The organism is Nocardiopsis sp. MG754419 (assembly GCF_018207095.1).
Lineage (GTDB): Bacteria > Actinomycetota > Actinomycetes > Streptosporangiales > Streptosporangiaceae > Nocardiopsis.
Window position 1 is genome coordinate 1 of sequence record NZ_QOCZ01000142.1, and the last position, 22,730, is coordinate 22,730.

The following is a 22,730-nucleotide window of genomic DNA, read 5'->3' on the forward strand; positions in this document are numbered from 1 at the left end:
CACCGGGAACGCGATGAGCACCAGAACACTGGTGAGCAGGGTGTTCCAGGTGAAGATCGGCATGCGGAACATCGTCATACCGGGCGCGCGCATGCACAGGCCGGTGGTGATGAAGTTGACCGCGCCCAGGATGGTGCCCAGACCGGACACGGCCAGACCCAGGATCCACAGGTCGCCGCCCAGGCCCGGCGAGCGGACCGCGTCGGACAGCGGCGTGTAGGCGAACCAACCGAAGCTGGCCGCGCCACCGGGGGTCAGGAAGCCGCTGACGGCGATGAGGCTACCGAACAGGAACAGGTAGTAGCCGAACAGGTTGATCCTGGGGAAGGCCACATCGGGGGCGCCGATCTGCAGCGGCATGAGGATGTTCGAGAACCCGACGAACAGCGGGGTCGCGAACATCAGCAGCATGATCGTGCCGTGCATCGTGAACATCTGGTTGAACTGTTCGTTGGACATGAACTGCATGCCCGGGGTGAACAGCTCCAGACGCATCAGGAGCGCCAGCACACCGCCGAAGAGAAAGAAGGCGAAGGAGGTGATCAGGTACATGTACCCGATGACCTTGTGGTCGGTCGACGTCATCCAACTGACGATGATCGACCCCTTGCGCGACGGTGCCTGACCGTCGGTGCGAGGCGCGGTTGCCGTCGTGCTCATTAGTCGTCATTCTCCTCGGTCGCCTCGGCGCCCGTGCCCTGGTCACCGGTGCCGTCGGCCCCGGTGCCCTCGGCGTCGTCGGTGTCCTCGCCCAGCTCCTCGGCGGCGGCGTCCTCGGCGGCCTGGTCCTCGGCGGCGGCCTGCTCCTGCTCGGCGGCCCAGGCCTCGAACTCGGCCTCGGGCAGAACCTCGACGTTGAAGAGCATGCGGGTGTGGTCGACACCGCACAGCTCGGCGCAACGACCGACGTACGTGTCCGCGGTGCCCTCGTTGAGGTTCACCTGGAACGCGTTGTCACGGCCGGGCACGACGTCCATCTTGAAGCCGAACGCCGGGATCCAGAAGGAGTGGATCACGTCGGGCGAGTGGAGGTCGAAGTGGACGACCGAGTTCTCGGGCAGAACGAGGGTGGGCTGGGTGGAGCGGTCGGCGGTGCCGTCCGGGTTGGGCGTACCAACCTCGGAGTAGAGCACCTCGCCACCGTTCTCCTTGGTGTCGTCCATGTAGTTGAACTGCCAGGCCCATTGGAAGGCCACGACCTCTACATGGATGTCGGCGGGCTCTTCGGTGTCGAGCAGGTACGCCTGGTCCCGCGCGGTGAAGAAGAAGAGCACCGAGATGATGACGATCGGCAGCACGGTGTACAGCGCTTCGATGGGCATGTTGTACCGCACCTGCGGCGGCAACTGCTCAGAGCGCTTGCGGTGGAAGAGGATCGTCCAGATGAACAGTCCCCACACGAGGATGCCGACCGCGAAAGCAGCGACCCACGAGCCCTGCCAGAGCGAGAGAACACGCTCGGCCTGTTCGGTGATCGGCTCCGGCATGCCCAAACGAGTGAGCTCGTTCGACGCGCAGCCGGTCGCGGCCAGCCCCAGCACGGCGAGCGCGGCGCCGCGTGGTGCCCATCGGCGCAGTGTTGAGCGCCGATTTTTTTGGCGGGTCGGACTCACGGATTGCCTTCCCAGCGGTGAAGCCCGCGGATCCTCCACGGGCGGCCTAAGTGTCCAAAGCTTTTCAGGGGGAAACATTATCGCGAACCGATCGACGTGCCGTTCATGGGCTTGCCTGGTCAGCGTGTTGCCAGACGCGCCCTCCCGGAACGCTCGCCGGCCTCGCGGAGCCGGGCCCGGTCGCCCCCGAGGGACTTCCTCCCGGCTGGCTACGAGGCGCGGCCCGGCGTTACCCCGGACCCTCGGCCGGGTCCCCGCACATCACCGCGCTCGGCGGTGGTGTGCGCGTTCTCGGCACGAGACTAAGGCGAGGGTATCGCTGGGTTTACGACACCCTTAACCGGGTGCGCCTTTGCGCGCGGCCCAGGTCAAGATTGGGACACAGGATGACGACCAACGGGGGTGAACGTGCCCGAGCGACCGACCGAACCGGATCCTCTGGTCACCGTGGAGGCGGTGGGACGAAAGTGCCCGATCCCGATCATCATGCTGGCCGCCCGACTGCACGAAGTGCCCATCGGCGCGGTCATCGCGGTCACCGCGGACGATCCCGCCGCGAGCGCGGACATACCGTCCTGGTGCCGGATGAAGATGCACGAGTTCGTCGCAGAACGGCCCTTGGCGCGGGGTAGCGCTTTTCACATCCGTCGGATGTACTGACCGTCCCGGAAGGTCACCGGACCGGAACACGGGTTTCGGTTCCGTTGCGATAACGATCGACGCCGACCGGTTTCCCCGGGTGTGGCGCCGGGGTCCCGTCTCCACGAGGAGACGGGACCGCACGGGCAAGACGAAGGCCGCGCGGACCGGGGTCCGCGCGGCCTGTCCCGCGGGCGGAACCGTCCCGGAGAGGGATCTCGGTCCCGTCCGATGCGGGTACCGCCTAGCGAGCGTAGAACTCGACGACGAGCTGCTCGTCGAAGGGCACGGGGATCTGCTCGCGCTTGGGACGGTCGATGACCGCGACGCGCAGGTCCTTGTGGCTCACGGCCAGGTAACCGGCGATCTTGTCGTCGGCGTGGATGCCCTCGGTGGCCTCGACGAACGGGACCATCGAGCGGGACTTCTCCCGAACGCTGATGATCTGGCCCGGCTTGACCTGGTACGACGGGATGTCGACCTTCTTGCCGTCCACGGTGATGTGGCCGTGGTTGACGAACTGACGGGCGGCGTAGATCGACGCGGCCAGACCGGCGCGCAGGACGACCGTGGCCAGACGCAGCTCGAGCTCGGCGAGCATCTCCTCACCGGTACGACCGGTGCGCTTCTTGGAGTTCTCGTAGATGCGGAGCAGCTGCTTCTCGGTCAGGTCGTAGTACCAGCGCACCTTCTGCTTCTCCGCCTGACGGACGGCGAAGTCGGAGCTGTTGCGACGAACACGACGGCCGTGCTCACCGGGCGGGTACGGACGCTTCTCGAAGTAGCTGACCGCCTTACGGGTCAGCGGGGTGCCGGCGCGCCGGGACAACCGCACCTTCGGTCCGGTGTAGCGCATGCGTAGTCCTTTCAGGATGAATCAGGGAATCCCAGGTAAGGCTGGCCTAGATCTGGGAGGCGCCGGAGGCGCCCGAGACTCCGGGCCCGCGGGTGACGGGCCGAACGGAGCGGGTTCCCCACCGTCGCGCGCGACCCGGCGCGAGCGGCTTGGGCTGATGAACCGGCACGCGTTTCAGCGCACCGGGGCGGCACGGGTCTCCCCGTGCGGGTCGCGACCATCCACTTTACGGGGTCCGGAGCACCACACCGACCAGAACCGCGGTTCCGATCGGCGATGGCGCACCGGCCTCCGGGGGCGCGGGGTGCTCCCCGGTGTCACAGGTGGGGCTTGACCTCGGCGGCGACGTCCGAACCGTAGGACCGCTCGATCCGGTCCAGCAGGGAGGCCGAGGTGAGCGTGTACTCCTGCGGGCCGTCGGCCTCCAGGCAGTGCACGGCGGTGGCGTTGCCGACCTGGGCCGAACGCTCCAGGGAGAGCCCCCAGGAGTGCGCCGCCAGGAACCCCGCGCGGAAGGAGTCGCCCATACCGGTGGGGTCGACCAGTTCGCTCACGGCGGCCGCCTCCACGTGCACGCTCTCCTCGCCCTGCCGGTCGATGCGGGCGCCGTTGGCGCCCAGCGTGGTGACGCGGGTACCGACCTTGGTGAGGATCTGCTCGTCCGACCAACCGGTCTTCTGCTCGGCCAAGGCCTTCTCGTACTCGTTGGCGAAGAGGAAGGCGGCGCCCTCGATGAGACCGCGCACCTCCGGGCCCTCCATCCGGGCCAGCTGCTGGGAGGGGTCGGCGGCGAAGGGGATGCCGCGGGTCCGGCACTCCTCGCTGTGGCGCACCATCGCGGCCGGGTCGTCGGCGCCGATGAGGACCAGGTCGAGACCGCCGAGCCGCTCGGCGATCGGCTGGATCTCGATGTTGCGGGCCTCGGCCATGGCACCCGCGTAGAACGAGGCGATCTGGTTCTGGTCACGGTCGGTGGTGCACACGAAGCGCGCGGTGTGGCGCAGTTCGGAGATGTGCACGGAGGAGGTGTCGACCCCGTGGCGCTCCAGCCAGGAGCGGTACTCCTCGAAGTCCTGGCCGGCCGCGCCGACGAGGATCGGGCTCAGGCCGAACCCGCCCAGGCCGAAGCAGATGTTGGCCGCGACGCCGCCACGACGCACGTCCAGCTCGTCGATGAGGAACGACAGGGACATCTGCTGGATCTGCTCGGGGATGATCTGCTCAGCGAACCGACCCTCGAAGGTCATCAGGTGGTCGGTGGCGATGGATCCGGCAACCGCGATACGCACGGGAGGTGGACTCCTTTGCAGGGGAAGTGTGCGGCGCCCGGGACGAGCCGACCGAGCCGCCGCGGACACGGAAGGACGTGCCCGTTCGGACCTGCCAAGGGTACCCACCGTCGGGGCCCCTCGTTCGGGCGGACCCGGCCCCCGGAGAACGCGAAAGGGAGGGTGGACGCGCTCGCGTCCGCCCTCCCTCCGGGCTCGGCCGTGTTCGGACCCCGCCGACCCCTAGTTGAAGGAGTCGCCGCAGGCGCAGGAACCGGTGGCCATGGGGTTGTCGATCGTGAACCCCTGCTTCTCGATCGTGTCGACGAAGTCGATGGTGGCACCGGTGAGGTAGGCGGCGCTCTTACGGTCGGTGACGACCTCGACGCCACTGAAGTCGGCGATGATGTCACCGTCGAGGTCGCGCTCGTCGAAGTAGAGCTGGTAACGCAGCCCCGAGCAACCACCGGGCTGGACGCCCACGCGCAGGCGCAGGTCGTCGCGGCCCTCCTGGTCGAGGAGGGACCGGACCTTGTCGGCCGCCTCGTCGGTGAGGATGACTCCCTGCGTGGTGTCCTCGGTCTGAACCGTCATGTTGTCAAGCTCCTCTGAAAAGGGGTTGCGGCCGCCTGGCGACCCCGGTCGCTTACGAGGCAGGTACCCGGGAGGGCCCTGTCCCCTTCAACGGTTCCCAACGCGGGGATCCGTCGGGGCATTCCAGAGTCCGGCCGCTGTGTGCGCCCCGTCGCGGCGAGAGTCCCACGATGCACGTGTCGACCTCGGCGACGTACGGGTCTGCCCGTGCGTACCAGGGTAATCCGGGCTCGGCCCTGATGCCATCCTCACGGGCCGTCCGGGGATCGGTCAGAGCCCCGGTGCACCGTACACGGGGAACCAGCGGGAACGGTCCTGCTCCAGCGGCAGGTCGTCGCCGACCGCCGCCTCCACCTGGAGTTCGAGAGCGTTGTCACGCCGCTGTCCGCCCGCCGGGGCGAAGGGATAGAAGGTCCCGCGCTTGTACAGGTAGACGAGCCCGACCGAGCGGCCGGAACCGTCGGTGAAACCCACCAGCGAGCACAGCAGCGAGGGACCGTAGCCGTTGACCTCCAGGGTGGAGTTGACCGCGTGCAGGTCGGTGACCAGACCGGTGATGTCGGTCTCGGCGAGGGCGCCGGCCCCCTCGCCACCCTCCTCATCGGCCGAGGAGTCGCGCACGACCAGCCACGTGTAGCCGTAGTCGTCGGTGGTCTGTTCCACAGGGGGCCCGTCACCGGCGTTGAGCAGTGCGGTGACGTCGCTCTCGACGTCGGCGAAGGCGGCGCCCTCAGCCGCGCGAAAGGCCACCGAGCCGGTCCCGGTGGGGGTCAGTCCCACCCCGGCGCGCAGGGTCAGCGCCGCGGTGGGCAGACCGAAGAGCGCGTCGAGGTCGGGCTGGGCCGGTTTCGACCGCCCCAGTAGTGCACGCCAGAAACTCATCCTGGTCCTTTCTCGGTGGCGACGCCGACGGGGTCGCGCGGGTGTCCGGACGCCCGACGGCGCGGCGGGAAACTCCGGGGCACGATCGACCGGCGTCCGGGTGGCACGCCCCCGGTGATGCGAGGGGCCGGGCCCTAGGCTCCGCGGCCGAGCTGACGGGAGATGTCGGAGAGCTGGGCCAGGCGCTGTTCGACCGGCGGGTGGGTGGCGATCAGCTGGCTCATGCTGAACCCCTTCTTGGCGAAGGCCGGGGCGAAGAAGAAGGCGTTGAACGGCTCGACCTGGCGCAGGTCCCGGGTGGGGATGCGGGCCATGTCACCGGTGATCTTCGACAGGGCGCTGCCCAGCATCGAGGGTCGGCCGGTGAGGTAGGCGGCGGCACGGTCGGCGGACAGTTCGCGGTAGCGCGACAGCGCCCGGGTGAGTAGGAAGCTCAACGCCCAGGCGATGGCGCTCACCAGGACCACGAGCAGGGCGACCACGGCGGGCGCGGGACCGTTGTTGTTGCCGCGGCCTCCGGCCCCCGCGAACATGGCGAAGCGCAGTCCGGCCTGGGTGAGGAACCCGGCGACGATGCCCAGGAAGCCGGCGATGGTCATGACCATGACGTCACGGTGTGCGATGTGGGACAGCTCGTGGGCGACGACGGCCTCGAGTTCGGGACCCTCCAGACGGCGCATGAGCCCGGTGGTCACACAGATGACCGCGGACTTCTCGCTGTGACCGGTGGCGAAGGCGTTGGGCACGTCGGTGTCGGCGATACCGACCCGGGGCTTGGCCATGTCGGCCATGGCGCACAGCCGGTCGACCATGGCGTGCAGGTCGGGCGCCTGCTCGGGGGTGACCTCCTTGGCGCCCATGGAGAACATGGCGATCTTGTCGGAGGAGAAGTAGGAGAACAGCGCGAACGCCCCGACCAGGACGACCACCAGCCAGATGTTCAACCCTGCGAGGACCAGGCCCACGATGAAGGCCACATAGACCAGGATCAGGACGAACATGGTCATGACCATGCGGGTCGTGAGCCCCCGGTCCGGACGGAATTTCGACCCTGCCACGACTTTCCCCTCCCGACGCGTGGTTCGGAGTGTAGTTCGAGCAGGTGAGAAACGGGTTAAAGCGGGGCACCGCGTGTTCTTCGAACGGAGTGGGGCCGAACACACCGCGGCCGCCGTGACGGGTCACGACGGCCGCGATGGCGCACGCACGCGAAGGCGCCGGACGTGGCCCGGGTCGGAGGGAACCGACCCCGGTCCACGTTCTGTGTGGGACTCACCCGGACGGTGGTGGTGGGTCCTACGAGAACACGAGGTTCCCTCTATCCGGGGATGAGTCCGTCGTCCTGGAGCATCTGCCGCACCTCGTCCATGCTGGCGTCGGCGGGCGGCAGGATGAACTCGGAGGGCTCGAGCGAGTCGGGCGGAAGCGGCTTGCTGTCCTCGCGCACCCTCTGGAGGAGGTCGTGCAGAGCCTTGCGGAACTCGGCCTCGTCACCCGACTCGATCGCCGCCTCCAGCGCGGCGTCGAAGGAGTTGAGCAGGTCGAGGTCGGCGTCGGTCAGGTCCACCTGACCCTCACCCATGATGCGGACGATCACTGGCCCTCCCGGCTGCCGTTACCGCCCTCGATCTGCTGCGGGGCGGAACCACCACTGCCACCGCCCATTTCGAGCTTCATGCGCTCCAGCTCGGCTTCGACACCGGTCGTGCTGGCCATGCGGTCCAGCTCGCTCTGGATGTCGTCGCGAGGACCGGAACCCGTGACGTCGTCGAGGGCCCCGGAGGCGAGCAGCTCGTCGACGGCGCCGGCGCGGGCCTGCATCTCGGCGGTCTTGTCCTCCGCCCGCTGCACGGCCATGCCGACGTCGCCCATCTCCTCGGAGATGCCCGAGAACGCCTCACTGATCTGCGTCTGGGCCTGGGCGGCGGTGTAGGTCGCCTTGATGGTCTCCTTGCGCGTGCGGAAGGCGTCGACCTTCGCCTGCAGACGCTGGGCGGCCATCGTGAGCTTCTGCTCCTCCTGCTGGAGGTTGGCGTGCTGCTCCTGCAGTCCCTCGATCTGGCTGGTCAGACCGGAGCGACGGGTCAGGGCCTCGCGAGCGAGGTCCTCACGGCCCTGGGTCAGGGCCGCCTTGCCCTGGGTCTGCAGCTTGTCGGACTGCTGCTCCAGCTGCTGGATCTGGAGCTCGACCCGCTTCCGGGAGGTCGCGACATCGGCGACACCGCGCCGGACCTTCTGGAGGAGTTCGAGTTGTTTCTGGTACGAGTAGTCGAGGGTCTCCCTGGGGTCCTCGACGGAGTCCAGGGCCTTGTTGGCCTTGGACTTGAAGATCATCGAAAGTCGCTGAAACACGCTCATCGGCGTGGCCGTCCCCTTCTCGGTGCGTACATCGGCTGTTCCCAGCGGGCGCTTCGCCCAACCCTACGCGGTCTGGCCCGCGGTCGCCATAAAGCTATGACCGGCTACCCTGAGGGTGTGTTCCGACGTCGCTCCGCTTCCGCAGCCACGGATTCGGCTTCCACCGAATCCGCCAGCCCTGAGGCCTCTGAGGCCACCCAACCTAAGGGATATACCCCCAAGAAGGGTGTGCCCACCCCCAAGCGCAGGGAATCCGACTCCGTCCCGCGCCGACCGGTGAAGGCCCCCGAGACACGGAAGGAGGCCTACCGCGCCTACCGGGATCGTCTCGAACGCCAACGATCCAAGGGCGTCGCGCGTTCCGTACCCGGCGCACCCAAGGGCGAGGACGCCCGGCACTACCGGCCCCAGGACCTCAGTCCGGCCCGTGGTTACGCGCGTGACTTCATCGACTCGCGCCGCAGTGCCAGTGAGTTCTTCCTGCCGTTCTCCATCCTGGTCATCCTGTTGCTCTTCGTGAACAACCCCGCCTTCCAGGTGGGTGTGGCCTACGTGATCTGGCCGCTGATGATGATCACGATCCTCGCCGAGGGCATTCTGGTGGGACGCACCGTCAAGAGGCGCGCCGCCGAGTACTTCCCCGACGACCAGCTGCTGCGCGGGATCGGCATGTACGCCGCCATGCGCCAGTTGCAGTTCCGTCGGCTGCGTCTGCCCAAGCCCCGGGTGAAGGTCGGCGAGGACCCCACCCCGACGAGCGCGCGCTGAGTCCGCGCCCCGTTCCCCGTCATCCCGAAGGCCCGAGGGCCGGTGCGCGCACCGGCCCTCCTTCCTTGCGCGCCCCTCCCCCACCGGCCCGCTGGAGGGTTCCCACGGCCGGGGGCCGCTCCTGGTCCCGCCCGGGGCGGCGCACTAGAGTGCCCGTCATGGAATTTCGCCATCTGGGCAACAGCGGTCTCATGGTCAGCGAGATCGCGTACGGGAACTGGATCACCCACGGTTCGCAGGTCGAGGAGGACACCGCCGTCGCCTGCGTCCGTGCCGCCCTCGACGCGGGCATCACCACGTTCGACACCGCCGACGGGTACGCCCGCGGTGCGGCCGAGGAGGTGCTCGGTCGCGCGTTGAAGGACGAGCGCCGCGACGGCTTGGAGATCTTCTCCAAGGTCTTCTGGCCGATGGCCGACGGCAAGAACGACCGGGGCCTGTCGCGCAAGCACGTCCTCCGCAGCTGCGAGGACTCGCTGCGCCGTCTGGGAACCGACTACCTGGACCTGTACCAGGCGCACCGGTTCGACTACACGACCCCGCTGGAAGAGACCATGCGGGCCTTCGAGGACCTGGTCCGCCAGGGCAAGGTCCTGTACATCGGAGTGTCCGAGTGGCGCGCCGACCAGATCGAACGGGCGCTGAAGATCGCCGACGAGATGGGCTTCGACCGGATCGTCTCCAGCCAGCCGCAGTACAACATGCTCTGGCGGGTCATCGAGTCCGAGGTCGTGCCCCTCTCCGAGCGCGAGGGCATCGGTCAGCTCGTGTGGTCGCCGATCGCCGGGGGCGTGCTCACCGGCAAGTACAGGCCGGGCGCGGACCTGCCGGCCGGATCGCGCGCCGCCGACCCCAAGAGCGAGAAGTTCCTCGCCGACAAGGTCGCGGACCAGGCCCTGCTGGAGCGTGTGCAGGCGCTGGAGCCCCTGGCCGCCGAGGCCGGCCTGAGCATGTCGCAGTTGGCCGTGGCCTGGGTCCTGCAGAACCGCAACGTCTCCGCCGCGATCATCGGGGCCTCCCGTCCCGAGCAGGTCGAGAGCAACGTCAAGGCGGTCGGGGTGCGTCTGGACGCCGAGCTCCTGAGCCGTATCGACGAGGCCCTGGGCGACAGTGTCCAGCGCGACCCGGAGCTCACCAAGAGCCCGGAGAACATCCGGCTCTAGGGCCGAGGGTGTGGGGAGGGCCCGGGGTCGAGGCGACCGCCGGGCCCTCGTTCGTCCCACGACCGGGGTGCGTGAGCGCCGCCGCGCGGGTTCGCACGCGTCCTCGTCCCGCGGGACGGGCGCCGATCGTGGGACACCGACCGGGTGTCAGGCGTCGTCGCCGGCGAGGGGCATCGCGTAGACCTCGCGGTCCGCCTCCCACAGGGCGACCGTGCCCACCCCGGCCTCGGCCAGGTCGGACCAGTTCTCGCCCAGCCAGCTCTCGGCGTCGCCGCGCGAGGTGAACGACTCGGCCGGCAGGTCGGTCGCCTCCACCGGTGTCCCGTCCGCCCCGAGGTACCGCCACGTCCACGCCATGTTCGACCGCCCTTCGTCGCCGATTCCACGGTGATCGCCACCGCGGCTGTGCCGAGCTTAACCAAGGCTCGGGTCGTCATGCTGTTTACTCTTTCGGGTGCGTATCCGATTCCAGGGGACAGCCGGACCGGCGGGCTGGCCCGCACCGCAATGCACCTGCTCCTCCTGCAACAAGGCCCGTGCCGATCGACGACTTCCGCTGCGGGTGACCGTCGACGACCGGTTCCGTGTTCGCGAGTCGGGGGCGGCCGGCCCGGTGCCGCCCGGCTACACGGTCACCTCCGTTCCCGAGGGCGTGAGGGTGGAGGCGCCCGACGGCGGTCGGCTGTTGTACGCCCGTTCCGGACCCGGTCTCCTGCCCGGCGGGCCGCCGGCCGACGACCTTCCGCCCGGGGCGTCGGCCTACACGTCGGCCTCCGACCAACAGGTGGACATGGTCATCGTCGACGCCGCGCGGCGCCCGGAGGTCATCGGGGAACTGCGCCGTTCGGGGGTGATCGGCGTGACGACGGCGGTGGTGGCGGTGGGCGGGGACCACCGGGTCCCCTCGCCGCGGGAGTTCGCCCGGCGGGCCCGGTTGTGGGGCGCCCTGGTGCCGGGGGACGGCACCGTGATGACGTGCCCGCCGTCGGTGTGGCCCGACCCCCGACCGCGCGGCCCGCACCGGACGCTGGTGACCGGCGGCGCCCGCTCGGGCAAGTCGACCGAGGCCGAACTGCGCCTGATGGCCGAGCCGAAGGTGGTGTACGCGGCGACCGGACCTGCTCCGGACGCCGACACGGACCCCGAATGGGCCGAGCGGGTCGCCCTGCACATCGGGCGACGCCCGTGGTGGTGGCGGACCGAGCAGACGACCGACCTGGCCACCGTGCTGCGCGGGGAGCGCGGAGCGGTGCTCGTCGACTGTCTCGGCACCTGGCTGACCTCGGTCATGGACGAGAGCGGCCTCTGGGAGGAGGACGCCGGCCGGGACGCCGAGGAGTACGTGGAGACGAAGGTGCGGGAGCTGTTGGAGGCCTGGCGCTCCACCCGGGCCTACGTCGTCGCGGTGACCAACGAGGTGGGATCGGGCGTGGTCCCCTCGACGCGCGCGGGTCGGATCTTCCGGGACCGCCTGGGACTGCTCAACCAGTGGGTGGGCGCCGAGTCCGAGGAGGTCGTCCTGGCCACGGCCGGACGTGTGCTGGAGCTGGAGTGAGCGCGGCGAACGTCACGGCGGGGCTGCGCATGGCGGTGGGCACCTTCACCGTGTGGCCGGTGCGGGTGACGCGGGTGGATCGCGCGGTCGCCGGCCGGGCGATGCTGTGGGCCCCGGTGCTGGGCGCCCTGGTGGGCGCGGTGATGGGCCTGGTCACCGTGGCCGGTACGTGGCTGGGCTGGTCGGCGGCGTTGGCGGCGCTGACGGCCGTCGGGGCGGCTGCCCTGCTCACGCGCGGTCTGCACCTGGACGGGCTGGCCGACCTGGCCGACGGTCTGGGCAGCGCCCGGCCGGCCGAGGGTGCCCTGGAGGTGATGCGGCGCTCGGACATCGGACCGTTCGGGGTGCTGACCCTGGTGGTGACGGTGGGCGCCCAGGCACTGGCCCTGGCCCAGTTGGCGGAGGTCTCCGCCGGGGCCGTGCTGGCGGGCGCGGTGTCGGCGGGCGCGGCGGGACGGCTGGCGGCGACGTGGGCCTGCGGCCGTCGGATTCCGTCGGCCCGACCGGACGGGTTGGGCGCCTTCGTGGCGGGCACGGTGGGCGCTCCGGCGGCCGTGGCCTGTGGCGCGGGTGTGCTCGCTCTGTGCGCCCTGGGGCTGCTCCACTCCCCCGGGTTCGCCCTGGCCTGCGCGGCCGGGGTCGTGCTGGGCGTCCTCGTGGCCGGTGGCCTGTTGTGGCACGCCGTGCGGCGGTTGGGCGGAATCACCGGGGACGTGCTGGGAGCACTGGTGGAGTGCGCGGCGACGACGGTGCTGCTGACGGTGGCCGCGGCGAGCGCCTGGACCTGACCGGGTCCGCCCGGGCTCCGGACGGACCGTCGGGGGCGTGTGGTGGGGCGGTGGCCCCCACCTGCGGATTCCTACCAACCGGTAACCACAGAGGGGAACCGATGTCGCCATGATCACATTTTTTCACATGGCGTTTCACCGGGATTTCGCAGGGTTCGCGACCGGCGGCGCCCCCGTTCCCGTGTGAGACCCCCGGAGAGTGACCAAAGGCCCCTATGTCGCACGGGCGGGATGCGACCCACCGGGGGAACGGCCACACGCCCGCCGACCCGCGGAAGGCCGTGTCAGGGCCGCGGGGGTGCGGGGCGGCGCGTCCCCGTCGGGCCCACGGGAGGACTAGCATCGGTGACGTGAGCACGACGTTGTCAGTAAACACGGAGTCCCCCAGTTCGCTCGACGCCGACGCGGTTGTCGTCGGTTACCACTCCGGAGGCGACGCCCCGGAGCCCGCGTCGGGCGCTCATTCCGTCGACGCCGCCTTCTCCGGCGGCCTCGGCTCGACCCTGTCGCTCCTGGGAGCGAGCGGCGCCCCTGAGGAGGTGCACACTCTTGCCTCCCTCGGAGCCGTCAAGGCCCCGGTCGTCGTCGCGGTCGGTCTCGGCCCGGCGCCCACCGACGGCCCCATCGACTCCGAAGTGCTGTCCCGCGCCACCGGCGCCGCACTGCGCACCCTGAGCTCGCGCCCCGAGGGCGCGGGCCGTGTCGTGTTGGCCCTGCCCGCGACCACCGCCGAACAGGTCGGCGCCGTGGCCCTGGGCGCCCGACTCGGCGCCTACTCCTTCGACCGTTACCGCACCGGCGAGGCGGCCGAGAAGAAGGCCGTCAAGGACGCCGAGGCCACCCTGACCCTGGTCAGTGAGGCCCCCGGTGCCGAGGACGCGGCGGAACGCGCCGCCGTTCTGGCCGAGGCCGTCTCCTTCACCCGCGATCTCGTCAACACCGCCCCCGCCGACCTGGTCCCCGAGGACCTGGCCGGAGCGGCACAGGAGATCGCCCTCCAGGCCGACCTGGAGATCGAGGTCCTCGACGAGCGCGCCCTGTCCGAGGGCGGCTACGGCGGCCTCACCGGCGTCGGTCAGGGTTCGTCGAACCCGCCCCGCCTGGTGCGACTGGCCTACAGCCACCCGGAGGCCACCAAGAAGGTCGCCTTCGTCGGCAAGGGCATCACGTTCGACTCCGGCGGTCTGTCCCTCAAGCCCGCGGGTTCGATGGACTGGATGAAGTCCGACATGAGCGGCGCCGCCTCGGTGCTCGCCGCCATGCGCGCCATCGCCACCCTGGGTCTGAAGGTCGACGCCGTCGGCTACCTGGCCGTGGCCGAGAACATGCCGAGCGGCACCGCCCAGCGCCCCTCCGACGTGCTGAGCATCTACGGCGGCAAGACCGTCGAGGTCCTCAACACCGACGCCGAGGGCCGACTGGTCATGGCCGACGCCCTGGTCCGCGCCCAGGAGGACGCTCCGGACCTGGTCGTGGACATCGCCACCCTCACGGGCGCACAGCTCGTCGCTCTGGGCACCCGCGTCTTCGCGGTGATGGCCAACGACGACTCCGTCCGTGACTCCATCGTGGCCGCGGCGAGCGCCGAGGGCGAGGCCTCCTGGCCGATGCCGCTCCCGGCCGAGCTGCGCGCCGGTCTCAACTCCGCGGTCGCCGACATCGCCAACGTGGCGGGCGAGCGTTGGGGCGGGATGCTCTCCGCGGGCGTCTTCCTCAAGGAGTTCATCGAGGAGGGCAACAAGTGGGCCCACCTCGACATCGCGGGTCCCTCCTTCAACCAGGGCGGTCCGCACGGATACACCCCCAAGGGCGGCACCGGTGCGGGTACCCGCACCCTCGTCCGCATCGCCGAGGACTACGCGAGCAAGTAGTCGGTGGGGGCGGCGTGCGGGACCCGCGGGTCCCGCACGCCCGCCACGGCAACCCACGGTTCCGACGGCGGAACGCCCCCCGGCGCCGACCGGACCGTGGAACCCACCATCATCAGCCACTGAACTAGGAGTTCGTTCCCGTGAGTGAGAGCGGCGGCACCTTCGACCTCGTCGTCCTTGGCGGCGGCAGCGGCGGCTACGCGGCGGCGCTGCGCGCCGCAGAGCTGGACCAGAGCGTCGTCCTGATCGAGAAAGACAAGCTCGGCGGCACCTGCCTGCACCGCGGCTGCATCCCCACCAAGGCCCTCCTGCACTCGGCCGAGGTCGCCGACTCCGCCAAGGAGAGCGAGAACTTCGGTGTCAAGGCCACCTTCGAGGGCATCGACATCGAGGCCGTGCACAAGTACAAGGACAAGGTGATCAACGGCCTGCACAAGGGCCTCAGCGGGCTGATCAAGTCCCGCAAGATCACCATCGTCGAGGGTGAGGGCAGGCTCACCGGCAAGGACGAGGTCACCGTCGACGGCAAGGTCTTCAAGGGGAAGAACATCCTCCTGGCGACCGGCTCCAAGCCCAAGACCCTGGGTCTGGAGATCGACGGCGAGAAGGTCATGACCAGTGACCAGGCTCTGGACCTGAACCGCGTCCCCGAGTCGGTCATCGTCCTGGGCGGCGGCGTCATCGGTGTGGAGTTCGCCAGCGTGTGGCGTTCCTACGGCGCCGACGTCACCATCGTCGAGGCCCTCAAGAACCTGGTCCCCGTCGAGGAGGAGTCCAGCTCCAAGCTGCTGGAGCGGGCCTTCCGCAAGCGCAAGATCAAGTCCGAGCTCGGCACGCCGTTCGAGTCGGTCAAGACCACCGACTCCGGTGTGGTCGTCACCCTCCAGGGCGGCAAGACCCTGGAGGCCGAGGTCCTGCTGGTCGCCATCGGCCGCGGTCCCGTCTCCGAGGGTCTGGGCTACGAGGAGCAGGGCGTCACGCTCGACCGCGGCTTCGTCCAGGTCGACGAGAACCTGCACACCGGTGTCGGCGACATCTACGCGGTCGGCGACCTGATCCCGACCCTGCAGCTCGCGCACGTGGGCTTCGCCGAGGGCATCTTCGTCGCCGAGCACATCGCCGGGCAGAACCCGCCCGCGATCGACTACGACGGTGTCCCGCGCGTCACGTACTGTGAGCCCGAGGTCGCCTCCGTCGGCCTGACCACCAAGGTGGCGAAGGAGCGCGGCTACGACGTCGTCGAGATGAACTACAACCTCGCGGGCAACGGCAAGAGCCAGATCCTGCAGACCCAGGGCGCGGTCAAGGTCATCGCCGAGAAGGACGGCCCGGTGCTGGGCGTCCACATGGTGGGCAGCCGCGTCGGCGAGCTGATCGCCGAGGGGCAGCTGATCTACAACTGGGAGGCCCTGCCCTCCGAGGTGGCCCAGCTGATCCACCCGCACCCGAGCCAGTCGGAGGCGTTGGGCGAGGCGCACCTCGCGCTGGCGGGCAAGCCGCTGCACGTCCACGACTGATCGCTTCACCAGGGGGCGGGCTCAACGGGCCCGCCCCCGCACACATCCGCGCTGCCCATCAAGGCCTTGGGCAGGTACCCGCGCCCAGATCCAACGAGGAACCCATGCCGACTTCCGTTTCCATGCCCGCCCTGGGTGAGAGCGTCACCGAGGGGACCGTCACCCAGTGGCTGAAGAACGTGGGCGACACCGTCGAGGTAGACGAGCCGCTCCTTGAGGTCTCCACCGACAAGGTGGACACCGAGATCCCCTCCCCCGTGGCCGGAGTACTCACCAAGATCCTCGTCGACGAGGACGAGACCGTGGAGATCGGCGCGGAGATCGCGGTCATCGGTGACGAGGGCGGGTCCACCGACGCCCCGGCCGAACCCGCCGCCGAGCCCCGGCAGGCCGCCGAACCCGAGCCCGAGCCGGAGCCCGAGAGCGCCCCCGCGCCGGCCGAACCCGCCGCCGAGTCCACCCCCGAACCCGCGCCCGCGCCCGCCTCCGGCGGCGACGAGGGCACCGGTACCCCGGTGACCATGCCCGCCCTGGGTGAGAGCGTCACCGAGGGGACCGTCACCCAGTGGCTCAAGAGCGTCGGTGACACCGTCGAGGTGGACGAGCCGCTCCTTGAGGTCTCCACCGACAAGGTGGACACCGAGATCCCCTCCCCCGTGGCCGGAGTACTCTCCCAGATCCTCGTCGACGAGGACGAGACCGTGGAGATCGGCGCCCGGATCGCCCTGATCGGCGGCTCCGGCGCAGCGTCCGCACCGGCGTCGTCCGCGCCCGCCGCACCCGCCGAGCCCGAGCCCGAGCCCGCGAGTGCGCCCGCCCCGGCCGCGCCTGCTCCCGCCGCACAGGAGCAGGACTCCGAGGGTGGCCCCTCCGTGGACATCGAGACGCTCAGTGGCACCGGTCGCGCTTCCGGCACCGACGCCGTCACCGAGGCGTACGTGACGCCGCTGGTGCGCAAGCTCGCCACCGAGCACGGTGTCGACCTGAGCCGGGTCTCCGGTACCGGCGTGGGCGGCCGGATCCGTAAGCAGGACGTGCTCAAGGCCGCCGAGGGGCAGAAGGCCGCCGCGTCGGCGCCCGCCGCCCGTCGCGAGGTCGCCCCGGACGCGTCGCTGCGCGGGCGCACCGAGAAGCTCACCCGCCTGCGTCTGTCCATCGCCGACCGCATGGTGGAGTCGCTGCACGTCTCGGCCACGACCACCCAGGTCATCGAGGTCGACGTCACCAAGATCGCGCGTCTGCGTCACCAGGCCGCGGACGAGTTCGCGCGGCGCGAGGGCGTGGCCCTGGACTTCTTCCCGTTCTTCGCGCTGGCCGCGGTGGAGGCCCTCAAGGCCCACCCGAAGGTCAACGCGGTCATCGACGGCCAGGCCCAGACCGTGACCTACCACGACGTCGAGAACCTGGCCGTGTCCGTGGACACCGAGCGCGGCCTGCTCGCCCCGGTGATCAAGGACGCCGGTTCGCTGAACCTGGGCGGCCTGGCCCGCACCATCACGGACCTGACCGAGCGCGCCCACACCGCCGCTCTGGGCCCGGACGAGCTGGTGGGCGGCACGTTCACCATCACCGAGACCGGTCACACCGGCGCCCTGTTCGGCACCCCGATCATCAACCAGCCGCAGGTGGCGATCCTGGGCGCGGGCGCGGTCGTCAAGCGTCCGGTCGTGGTCGAGGACGCCGCCGTGGGCGGCGAGGTCATCGCCGTGCGCTCGATGGTCTACCTGTCGATGGCGCACGACCACCGTCTGATCGACAGCGCCGACGCCGGTCGCTTCCTGCAGTCGGTGAAGGAGCGCCTGGAGGAGGGCGTCTTCGAGGGTGAGCTGGGCCTGGACTAGTCCGGGCGCGGTGCGCCACGGGGGTGTTCCTCCGTGGTGCGCCGCAGGTGGGGCGGCTCGTTCCTCGCCCTCCCACCAGAACACGGGCCGCGGCGCGAGCGGAGGCCCTGAGGAACGCGGCCGGGTCCCTCCCGGCGACGTCGCACCGGCTCGGGCCGGGCACCGTCCGCGGTGCCCGGCCCGAGCCCAAGCGGACTTGAGGTCTTACCGTGGAAAGGAACGTCCCTTCAGCGCCCCCTGGAAAAGGACCCACATGCACCACGAGAACCTGCGTGTCGCCGTCGTCCTCGGCGGTCACCACCTGGGGCGCACGGGGCCGGTCGTCTCGGCCTGGTTCCTGGACCTGGCCGAGCGGAGGCCGGGCCTGGAGATCGACGTGCTGGACGTGGGCGAACACCGGACGGACGGCCACGGCGGCCGGGCGGCCGAGTTCTCCCACGCGATCGACGCCGCGGACGCCTTCGTGGTGGTGACCCCCGAGTACAACCACGGCTACCCGGGACCGCTCAAGAGCGCCATCGACTCGGCCCGCAAGGAGTGGTTCGCCAAGCCGGTCGCGTTCGTGTCCTACGGGGGCATGTCGGGGGGCCTGCGGGCGGTGGAGCAGCTGCGCGCGGTCTTCAGCGAACTGCACGTGACCTCGGTGCGCACCTCGGTGAGTCTGCACAACGCCCAGGGGTTGTTCGTGGCCGGGACCTCGACCGACGGTGAACTGCGCGGCGCCGCGACGGCGGTCGGCGAGATGCTGGACCAGTTGACGTGGTGGGCGCTGTCGCTGCGCGAGGCCCGACGCAAACGCCCCTACCCCGGCTGACCGTGGCCCGCAGGAGGGCCGGGAGCACGGACGGGAATCGGCGCCGCCCCTGGCGCTCGTGGGGCGCGGACCGCTGCGAGGGCCCGCGGCACCGTGAACGGACCCGCACAGGTGGACGGGGCGGCACCGTCTCCGGTGCCGCCCCGCCTTTCTACCCCACCAATCACCATCCCCTGATGATCCCCATCATCAAAGGTCTGTGTGCGGACTCGGTCCGCTAGGGCGACCACAGATCGCCCTCGGTAGCTCCGCGATGACGCGGAGTTCCCTGCCCCACCACACAACCTAGAAGACCTCGCGCCTTCCCGCAGCGCTTTCGGCGAAAAAGCCGGAGAAAACTTCGAATGCTCCCCTACCAGCGGGTAAACCCAGGTCATGAGAGTGGCGATCACGGGTGCGACCGGACTCATCGGCCGTGCGCTGACCACGTCCCTGTGGGCGGACGGGCACACGGTGGTGCGGTTGGTGCGGCGTCCTCCACGCCGGAGCGAGATCCCCCGTCTGGAGGAGGCCGAGTGGCGCGCCGAGCAGGGCCGAATCGACGCCGTGGCCCTGAGCGGAACGGACGCCGTCGTGCACCTGGCGGGCGAACCCCTCGGGCGCGGCCTGTGGACGCGCAGGCGACGCGCGCTGATCCGGCGCAGCCGCGTGCACGGCACGCGGGCCCTGTGCCGGGCCCTGGTCGCGATGGACCGCCCGCCCACGCGCCTGCTCAGCGCCTCCGGTACCCATGTGTACGGGGAGACCGGCGACACCGTGGCCACCGAGGAGACTCCCCCGGGCACGGGCTTCCTCGCCGACGTGTGCCGGGAGTGGGAGGCGGCCACACTGCCCGCGGAGGAGGCCGGGATGTCGGTGGCCCATCTGCGCACCGGCGTCGTCCTGGCCCGCGAGGGCGGCATGCTGCGGTCGTTGCTGCCGTTGTACCGCTGGGGGTTCGGCGGCCGGCTCGGCTCCGGCGCCCAGTACCTGACGTGGTTCTCGCTGGTCGACCAGGTGGGCGCCATACGCTTCCTGTTGGAGCGGCCCGACCTCACGGGCCCGGTCAACCTGTGCGCGCCGGAACCGGTGAGCAACGCGGCGTTCGTCCAGGCCCTGGAACGCGTCCTGGGTCGTCCCACCATCCTGCCGATCCCCTCGACCGCGATCCGCGTGACCCTCGGCGACTTCACCGAGGAGAGCGCCCTCATCGATCTGAGGGCGCGACCCGAACGCCTGGAGAAGGCCGGCTATTCCTTTCTTCTGCCCGACGTCGACAGTGCGCTTTCCGACATCCTGGCCCGACCCGGACCTTCCGTCGGGGCGTAAGGTGGGGGGCGTGAGTGATCTCGTTTACGCATGGCTGGGCGACACTCCCGTCCCGTACCACCAGGGCTGGGATCTCCAGAAGCGACTCCACCAGAGTCGCGTCGCCGATGAGGTGGCCGACACCGTCCTCTTCCTCGAACACGAGCCCGTGTACACCGCGGGCAAACGCACCGGGAGGTGGGATCGTCCCATCTCCGACCCCGGCGCGCCCGTCGTGGACATCGACCGAGGCGGCAAGATCACCTGGCACGGTCCGGGACAGCTCACGGTGTACCCCATCGTCAAGCTGGCCCAGCCCATCGACGTTATCGCCTACGTCCGCATGCTGGAGGAGTCCGTCATCCGCACCATCGCGGAATTCGGCCTGACCGGCAGGCGTGTGGAGGGCCGCAGCGGGGTGTGGTTGGACGCCGCGCCCGAGCGCGGCCTCATCGAACGCAAGATCTCGGCGATCGGTTGCCGTATCGCCCGTGGGGTCGGGATGCACGGACTCGCTCTCAACTGCGATAATGACATGTCGTGGTTCGACCGGATCGTCCCCTGCGGGATCTCCGACGCGGGGGTCACCTCGCTCACCAACGAACTGGGGCGCACCGTCACCGTCGCCGACGTGCGACCGCGCCTCGAACGGCACCTGGCCGACGTGCTCGACGCGGCGGACTTCAGCCACACCGACGGCGCCGAGATGCTCTCCGGCGCCACCGCCCGAGCATGACACACCACACCAAGAGCCAGTCCCCACCGGGACGTGCCGCCCCCACGAGGGGCGCGAGGGTCCCCATCACAGGGGTACAGAAGGGAACGGGTTCGCGTTGACCATCGCTCCTGAGGGCCGCAAGCTGCTGCGCGTGGAGGCGCGCAACAGCGAGACCCCCATCGAGAGAAAGCCGCCGTGGATCAAGATCAAGGCGCACATGGGGCCGGAGTACACCGAGCTCCAGTCCCTGGTCAAGGGCGAGGGCCTGCACACCGTCTGTCAGGAGGCGGGCTGCCCCAACATCTACGAGTGCTGGGAGGACCGGGAGGCGACGTTCCTCATCGGTGGTGACCAGTGCACCCGGCGCTGCGACTTCTGCCAGATCGCCACGGGCAAGCCCACCGCCCTGGACAAGATGGAACCGACCAAGGTCGCCACCTCCGTCAAGAAGATGGAGCTGCGCTACGCCACCGTCACCGGCGTGGCCCGCGACGACCTGGAGGACGGCGGGGCCTGGCTGTACGCCGAGACGGTCCGCAAGATCCACGAGCTCAACCCGGGCACCGGCGTCGAGCTGCTCATCCCGGACTTCAACGCCGACCCGGACCAGCTGGCCGAGGTGTTCGGTTCGCGTCCGGAGGTGCTGGCGCACAACGTGGAGACCGTGCCGCGGATCTTCAAGCGCATCCGCCCCGGTTTCCGCTACGAGCGTTCCCTCGAGGTCATCACCAAGGCCCGCGAGGACGGCCTGGTCACCAAGTCGAACCTGATCCTGGGCATGGGCGAGACCCGTGAGGAGATCAGCGAGGCCATGCGCGACCTGCACGAGGCCGGCTGCGACCTGCTCACCATCACCCAGTACCTGCGCCCCTCCAAGCTGCACCACCCGATCGACCGTTGGGTGAAGCCGCAGGAGTTCGTGGACCTGGGCAAGGAGGCCGAGGAGATCGGCTTCGCCGGTGTCATGTCCGGCCCGCTGGTGCGTTCGTCCTACCGCGCGGGCACCCTGTACAAGCAGGCCCGCGAGAAGCGTGACGCGCAGGCCGCGGCCGCCACGAACAACGCATGACGAACGATTCGTCACAGTCGTGATCAAGCTGGAACGGTGGCCCGCGGGCCACCGTTCCGCATGTGGGCGCACGGACGCATATCCTGGTGGTTCCCGAGGCGCCCGGCTGTTGGCGCCGACGAGGCGCCGCACCGAAGGTCGACCGCGAAGAGGAGGCAAGGCAGCTCAGGGACCCTTTCCCGCACCGATCCGCTCGGTGTGCGCTGCCTGAGAGAACGATGGCGAAGAAGTCCGACACCACGTCCGCCGGTAAGGGTGGCGAGAAGCAGCCGGGCCGGTTGAAGCAGATCGGCATGGTCGCCAAGGTCGTCCATCAGCAGAGCCCGCGCACGATCCCGCTCGCGATCGCCGTCGCGGTCGTGATCTTCGCCGTCTTCATCGGCATCGGTATCTGGACCGGCTCCTGGATCATCTGGCCGCTGACCGGTCTGCCGATCGCGTTCCTGGTCGGCTTCATCATGTTCACGCGATCCGCCCAGAAGGTGCAGTACAAGATGCTCGACGGGCGTCTGGGCGCGGGCATGGCGATCCTGGAGAACATGCGCGGCAACTGGGTGGTCGAGCCCGGTGTGGCCGCCAACAAGCAGATGGACGTCGTCCACCGCGTGGTGGGCCGTCCCGGCGTGATCCTGGTCGGCGAGGGCGACCCGCACCGTCTGCGTGGTCTCATCGCCGGAGAGAAGAAGCGGGTGGCGCGGGTGGCGCACGACACCCCCATCTACGACTTCAAGGTCGGCAACGGCGAGGACCAGGTTCCGGTCTCCAAGCTGCAGCGGACGCTGGTCAAGCTGCCCCGTAACCTCGACAAGTCCGGCACCGCCGAGCTGAACTACCGCCTCAAGGCGCTGCCCGCCGCGATGCAGTTGCCCAAGGGGCCCATGCCCAAGGGCGCCAAGCTGCCCAAGGGCATGCGCGGCAAGATGGGCGGGGACTGAGCCTTCGCCCGCAGCACCTCAGCGGACCTTCCACGGGGCCGTCGCACCGACCGGTGCGGCGGCCCCGTTCGTGTGGGCCCGTGGGGGTGCGGGTCGTGTGAGCCCCGACCTCGTCGCGGGCCCGCGACCGGCGGCGCGGCACACAGGGAGGGGAATCGGCCCGCCGGCACCGGCGGAGCGCAGGTCGGGGAGAT

Annotated in this window: 23 protein-coding genes; 13 read left to right on the forward strand and 10 right to left on the reverse strand. The window is 70.0% G+C overall.

Features of this window, described 5'->3' with window-relative positions; all coding sequences use genetic code 11:
- Both DSY14_RS22150 and coxB read right to left on the reverse strand, forming a co-directional pair.
- On the reverse strand, nucleotides 1-660 hold a 660-nt coding region (locus DSY14_RS22150), incomplete at its 3' end, for a cbb3-type cytochrome c oxidase subunit I (RefSeq protein ID WP_211718543.1).
- On the reverse strand, nucleotides 660-1,487 hold the full coding sequence (gene coxB, locus DSY14_RS22155; protein WP_211718567.1) for a cytochrome c oxidase subunit II: 828 nt from the start codon (nucleotides 1,485-1,487) through the stop codon (nucleotides 660-662). The genes DSY14_RS22150 and coxB, both read right to left, overlap by 1 nt.
- Before the next feature lie 534 nt (nucleotides 1,488-2,021).
- Here coxB and DSY14_RS22160 point away from each other — a divergent pair.
- The gene (locus DSY14_RS22160) at nucleotides 2,022-2,273 is read left to right on the forward strand and encodes a sulfurtransferase TusA family protein (protein WP_211718544.1); all 252 of its coding nucleotides are present in this window, start codon (nucleotides 2,022-2,024) and stop codon (nucleotides 2,271-2,273) included.
- Between the two features lie 223 nt (nucleotides 2,274-2,496).
- On the opposite strand, the gene rpsD is transcribed toward DSY14_RS22160, so the two are convergent.
- The 7 genes from rpsD to DSY14_RS22195 all read right to left on the reverse strand — a co-directional run bounded on the left by rpsD (nucleotide 2,497) and on the right by DSY14_RS22195 (nucleotide 8,210).
- The gene (rpsD, locus tag DSY14_RS22165; protein WP_211718545.1) at nucleotides 2,497-3,108 is read right to left on the reverse strand and encodes a 30S ribosomal protein S4; all 612 of its coding nucleotides are present in this window, start codon (nucleotides 3,106-3,108) and stop codon (nucleotides 2,497-2,499) included.
- A gap of 317 nt (nucleotides 3,109-3,425) precedes the next feature.
- Nucleotides 3,426-4,397 carry a carbohydrate kinase family protein gene (locus DSY14_RS22170; RefSeq protein ID WP_211718546.1) on the reverse strand — a complete coding sequence of 324 codons (972 nt, stop codon included), beginning with the start codon at nucleotides 4,395-4,397 and terminating at the stop codon, nucleotides 3,426-3,428.
- 222 nt (nucleotides 4,398-4,619) lie between these two features.
- On the reverse strand, nucleotides 4,620-4,970 hold the full coding sequence (locus DSY14_RS22175; RefSeq protein WP_211718547.1) for an iron-sulfur cluster assembly accessory protein: 351 nt from the start codon (nucleotides 4,968-4,970) through the stop codon (nucleotides 4,620-4,622).
- A gap of 270 nt (nucleotides 4,971-5,240) precedes the next feature.
- The gene (locus DSY14_RS22180) at nucleotides 5,241-5,852 is read right to left on the reverse strand and encodes a hypothetical protein (protein WP_211718548.1); all 612 of its coding nucleotides are present in this window, start codon (nucleotides 5,850-5,852) and stop codon (nucleotides 5,241-5,243) included.
- 134 nt (nucleotides 5,853-5,986) lie between these two features.
- Entirely contained in the window at nucleotides 5,987-6,910 is a 924-nt protein-coding gene (gene htpX / locus DSY14_RS22185) for a zinc metalloprotease HtpX (RefSeq protein ID WP_211718549.1), read from the reverse strand.
- A 260-nt stretch (nucleotides 6,911-7,170) separates the two neighbouring features.
- A complete protein-coding gene (locus DSY14_RS22190; RefSeq protein ID WP_211718550.1) occupies nucleotides 7,171-7,449 on the reverse strand; it encodes a hypothetical protein in 279 nt (92 codons plus the stop codon).
- Complete coding sequence (locus DSY14_RS22195; protein ID WP_211718551.1) at nucleotides 7,446-8,210, reverse strand: PspA/IM30 family protein; 765 nt, start codon at nucleotides 8,208-8,210, stop codon at nucleotides 7,446-7,448. The genes DSY14_RS22190 and DSY14_RS22195 overlap by 4 nt, the downstream gene beginning before the upstream one ends.
- Nucleotides 8,211-8,306: 96 nt before the next feature.
- Here DSY14_RS22195 and DSY14_RS22200 point away from each other — a divergent pair, with 96 nt between their 5' ends.
- Both DSY14_RS22200 and DSY14_RS22205 read left to right on the forward strand, forming a co-directional pair.
- Nucleotides 8,307-8,978 (forward strand): DUF3043 domain-containing protein, encoded by a 672-nt coding sequence (locus DSY14_RS22200; RefSeq protein WP_211718552.1) that lies wholly within the window; start codon nucleotides 8,307-8,309, stop codon nucleotides 8,976-8,978.
- Between the two features lie 158 nt (nucleotides 8,979-9,136).
- Nucleotides 9,137-10,141, forward strand: coding sequence for an aldo/keto reductase family protein (locus DSY14_RS22205; RefSeq protein ID WP_211718553.1), 1,005 nt, complete (start codon nucleotides 9,137-9,139; stop codon nucleotides 10,139-10,141).
- Nucleotides 10,142-10,288: 147 nt separating this feature from the next.
- On the opposite strand, the gene DSY14_RS22210 is transcribed toward DSY14_RS22205, so the two are convergent.
- Nucleotides 10,289-10,498 (reverse strand): hypothetical protein, encoded by a 210-nt coding sequence (locus DSY14_RS22210; protein WP_211718554.1) that lies wholly within the window; start codon nucleotides 10,496-10,498, stop codon nucleotides 10,289-10,291.
- Nucleotides 10,499-10,703: 205 nt separating this feature from the next.
- Between DSY14_RS22210 and DSY14_RS22215 the strand changes: the two genes are divergently transcribed.
- The 10 genes from DSY14_RS22215 to DSY14_RS22260 all read left to right on the forward strand — a co-directional run bounded on the left by DSY14_RS22215 (nucleotide 10,704) and on the right by DSY14_RS22260 (nucleotide 22,536).
- Nucleotides 10,704-11,696 carry a bifunctional adenosylcobinamide kinase/adenosylcobinamide-phosphate guanylyltransferase gene (locus tag DSY14_RS22215; protein ID WP_211718568.1) on the forward strand — a complete coding sequence of 331 codons (993 nt, stop codon included), beginning with the start codon at nucleotides 10,704-10,706 and terminating at the stop codon, nucleotides 11,694-11,696.
- Entirely contained in the window at nucleotides 11,693-12,484 is a 792-nt protein-coding gene (locus DSY14_RS22220; protein ID WP_211718555.1) for an adenosylcobinamide-GDP ribazoletransferase, read from the forward strand. Before DSY14_RS22215 ends, DSY14_RS22220 begins: the two co-directional genes overlap by 4 nt.
- Before the next feature lie 350 nt (nucleotides 12,485-12,834).
- Complete coding sequence (locus DSY14_RS22225; protein WP_211718556.1) at nucleotides 12,835-14,355, forward strand: leucyl aminopeptidase; 1,521 nt, start codon at nucleotides 12,835-12,837, stop codon at nucleotides 14,353-14,355.
- 140 nt (nucleotides 14,356-14,495) lie between these two features.
- Nucleotides 14,496-15,872, forward strand: a complete 1,377-nt coding sequence (lpdA, locus tag DSY14_RS22230; RefSeq protein WP_211718557.1) for a dihydrolipoyl dehydrogenase — start codon at nucleotides 14,496-14,498, stop codon at nucleotides 15,870-15,872.
- A 104-nt stretch (nucleotides 15,873-15,976) separates the two neighbouring features.
- Complete coding sequence (gene sucB, locus DSY14_RS22235) at nucleotides 15,977-17,713, forward strand: 2-oxoglutarate dehydrogenase, E2 component, dihydrolipoamide succinyltransferase (protein WP_211718558.1); 1,737 nt, start codon at nucleotides 15,977-15,979, stop codon at nucleotides 17,711-17,713.
- 253 nt (nucleotides 17,714-17,966) lie between these two features.
- Entirely contained in the window at nucleotides 17,967-18,527 is a 561-nt protein-coding gene (locus DSY14_RS22240) for an NADPH-dependent FMN reductase (protein ID WP_211718559.1), read from the forward strand.
- Nucleotides 18,528-18,902: 375 nt separating this feature from the next.
- Nucleotides 18,903-19,835: a TIGR01777 family oxidoreductase gene (locus tag DSY14_RS22245; protein ID WP_211718560.1), complete on the forward strand. Its 933-nt coding sequence runs from the start codon at nucleotides 18,903-18,905 to the stop codon at nucleotides 19,833-19,835.
- Between the two features lie 10 nt (nucleotides 19,836-19,845).
- Nucleotides 19,846-20,550: a lipoyl(octanoyl) transferase LipB gene (gene lipB / locus DSY14_RS22250; protein WP_211718561.1), complete on the forward strand. Its 705-nt coding sequence runs from the start codon at nucleotides 19,846-19,848 to the stop codon at nucleotides 20,548-20,550.
- A gap of 97 nt (nucleotides 20,551-20,647) precedes the next feature.
- Nucleotides 20,648-21,601 (forward strand): lipoyl synthase, encoded by a 954-nt coding sequence (gene lipA / locus DSY14_RS22255; RefSeq protein WP_211718562.1) that lies wholly within the window; start codon nucleotides 20,648-20,650, stop codon nucleotides 21,599-21,601.
- A gap of 218 nt (nucleotides 21,602-21,819) precedes the next feature.
- Complete coding sequence (locus DSY14_RS22260) at nucleotides 21,820-22,536, forward strand: DUF4191 domain-containing protein (RefSeq protein WP_211718563.1); 717 nt, start codon at nucleotides 21,820-21,822, stop codon at nucleotides 22,534-22,536.
- The last annotated feature ends 194 nt before the right edge of the window (nucleotides 22,537-22,730 follow it).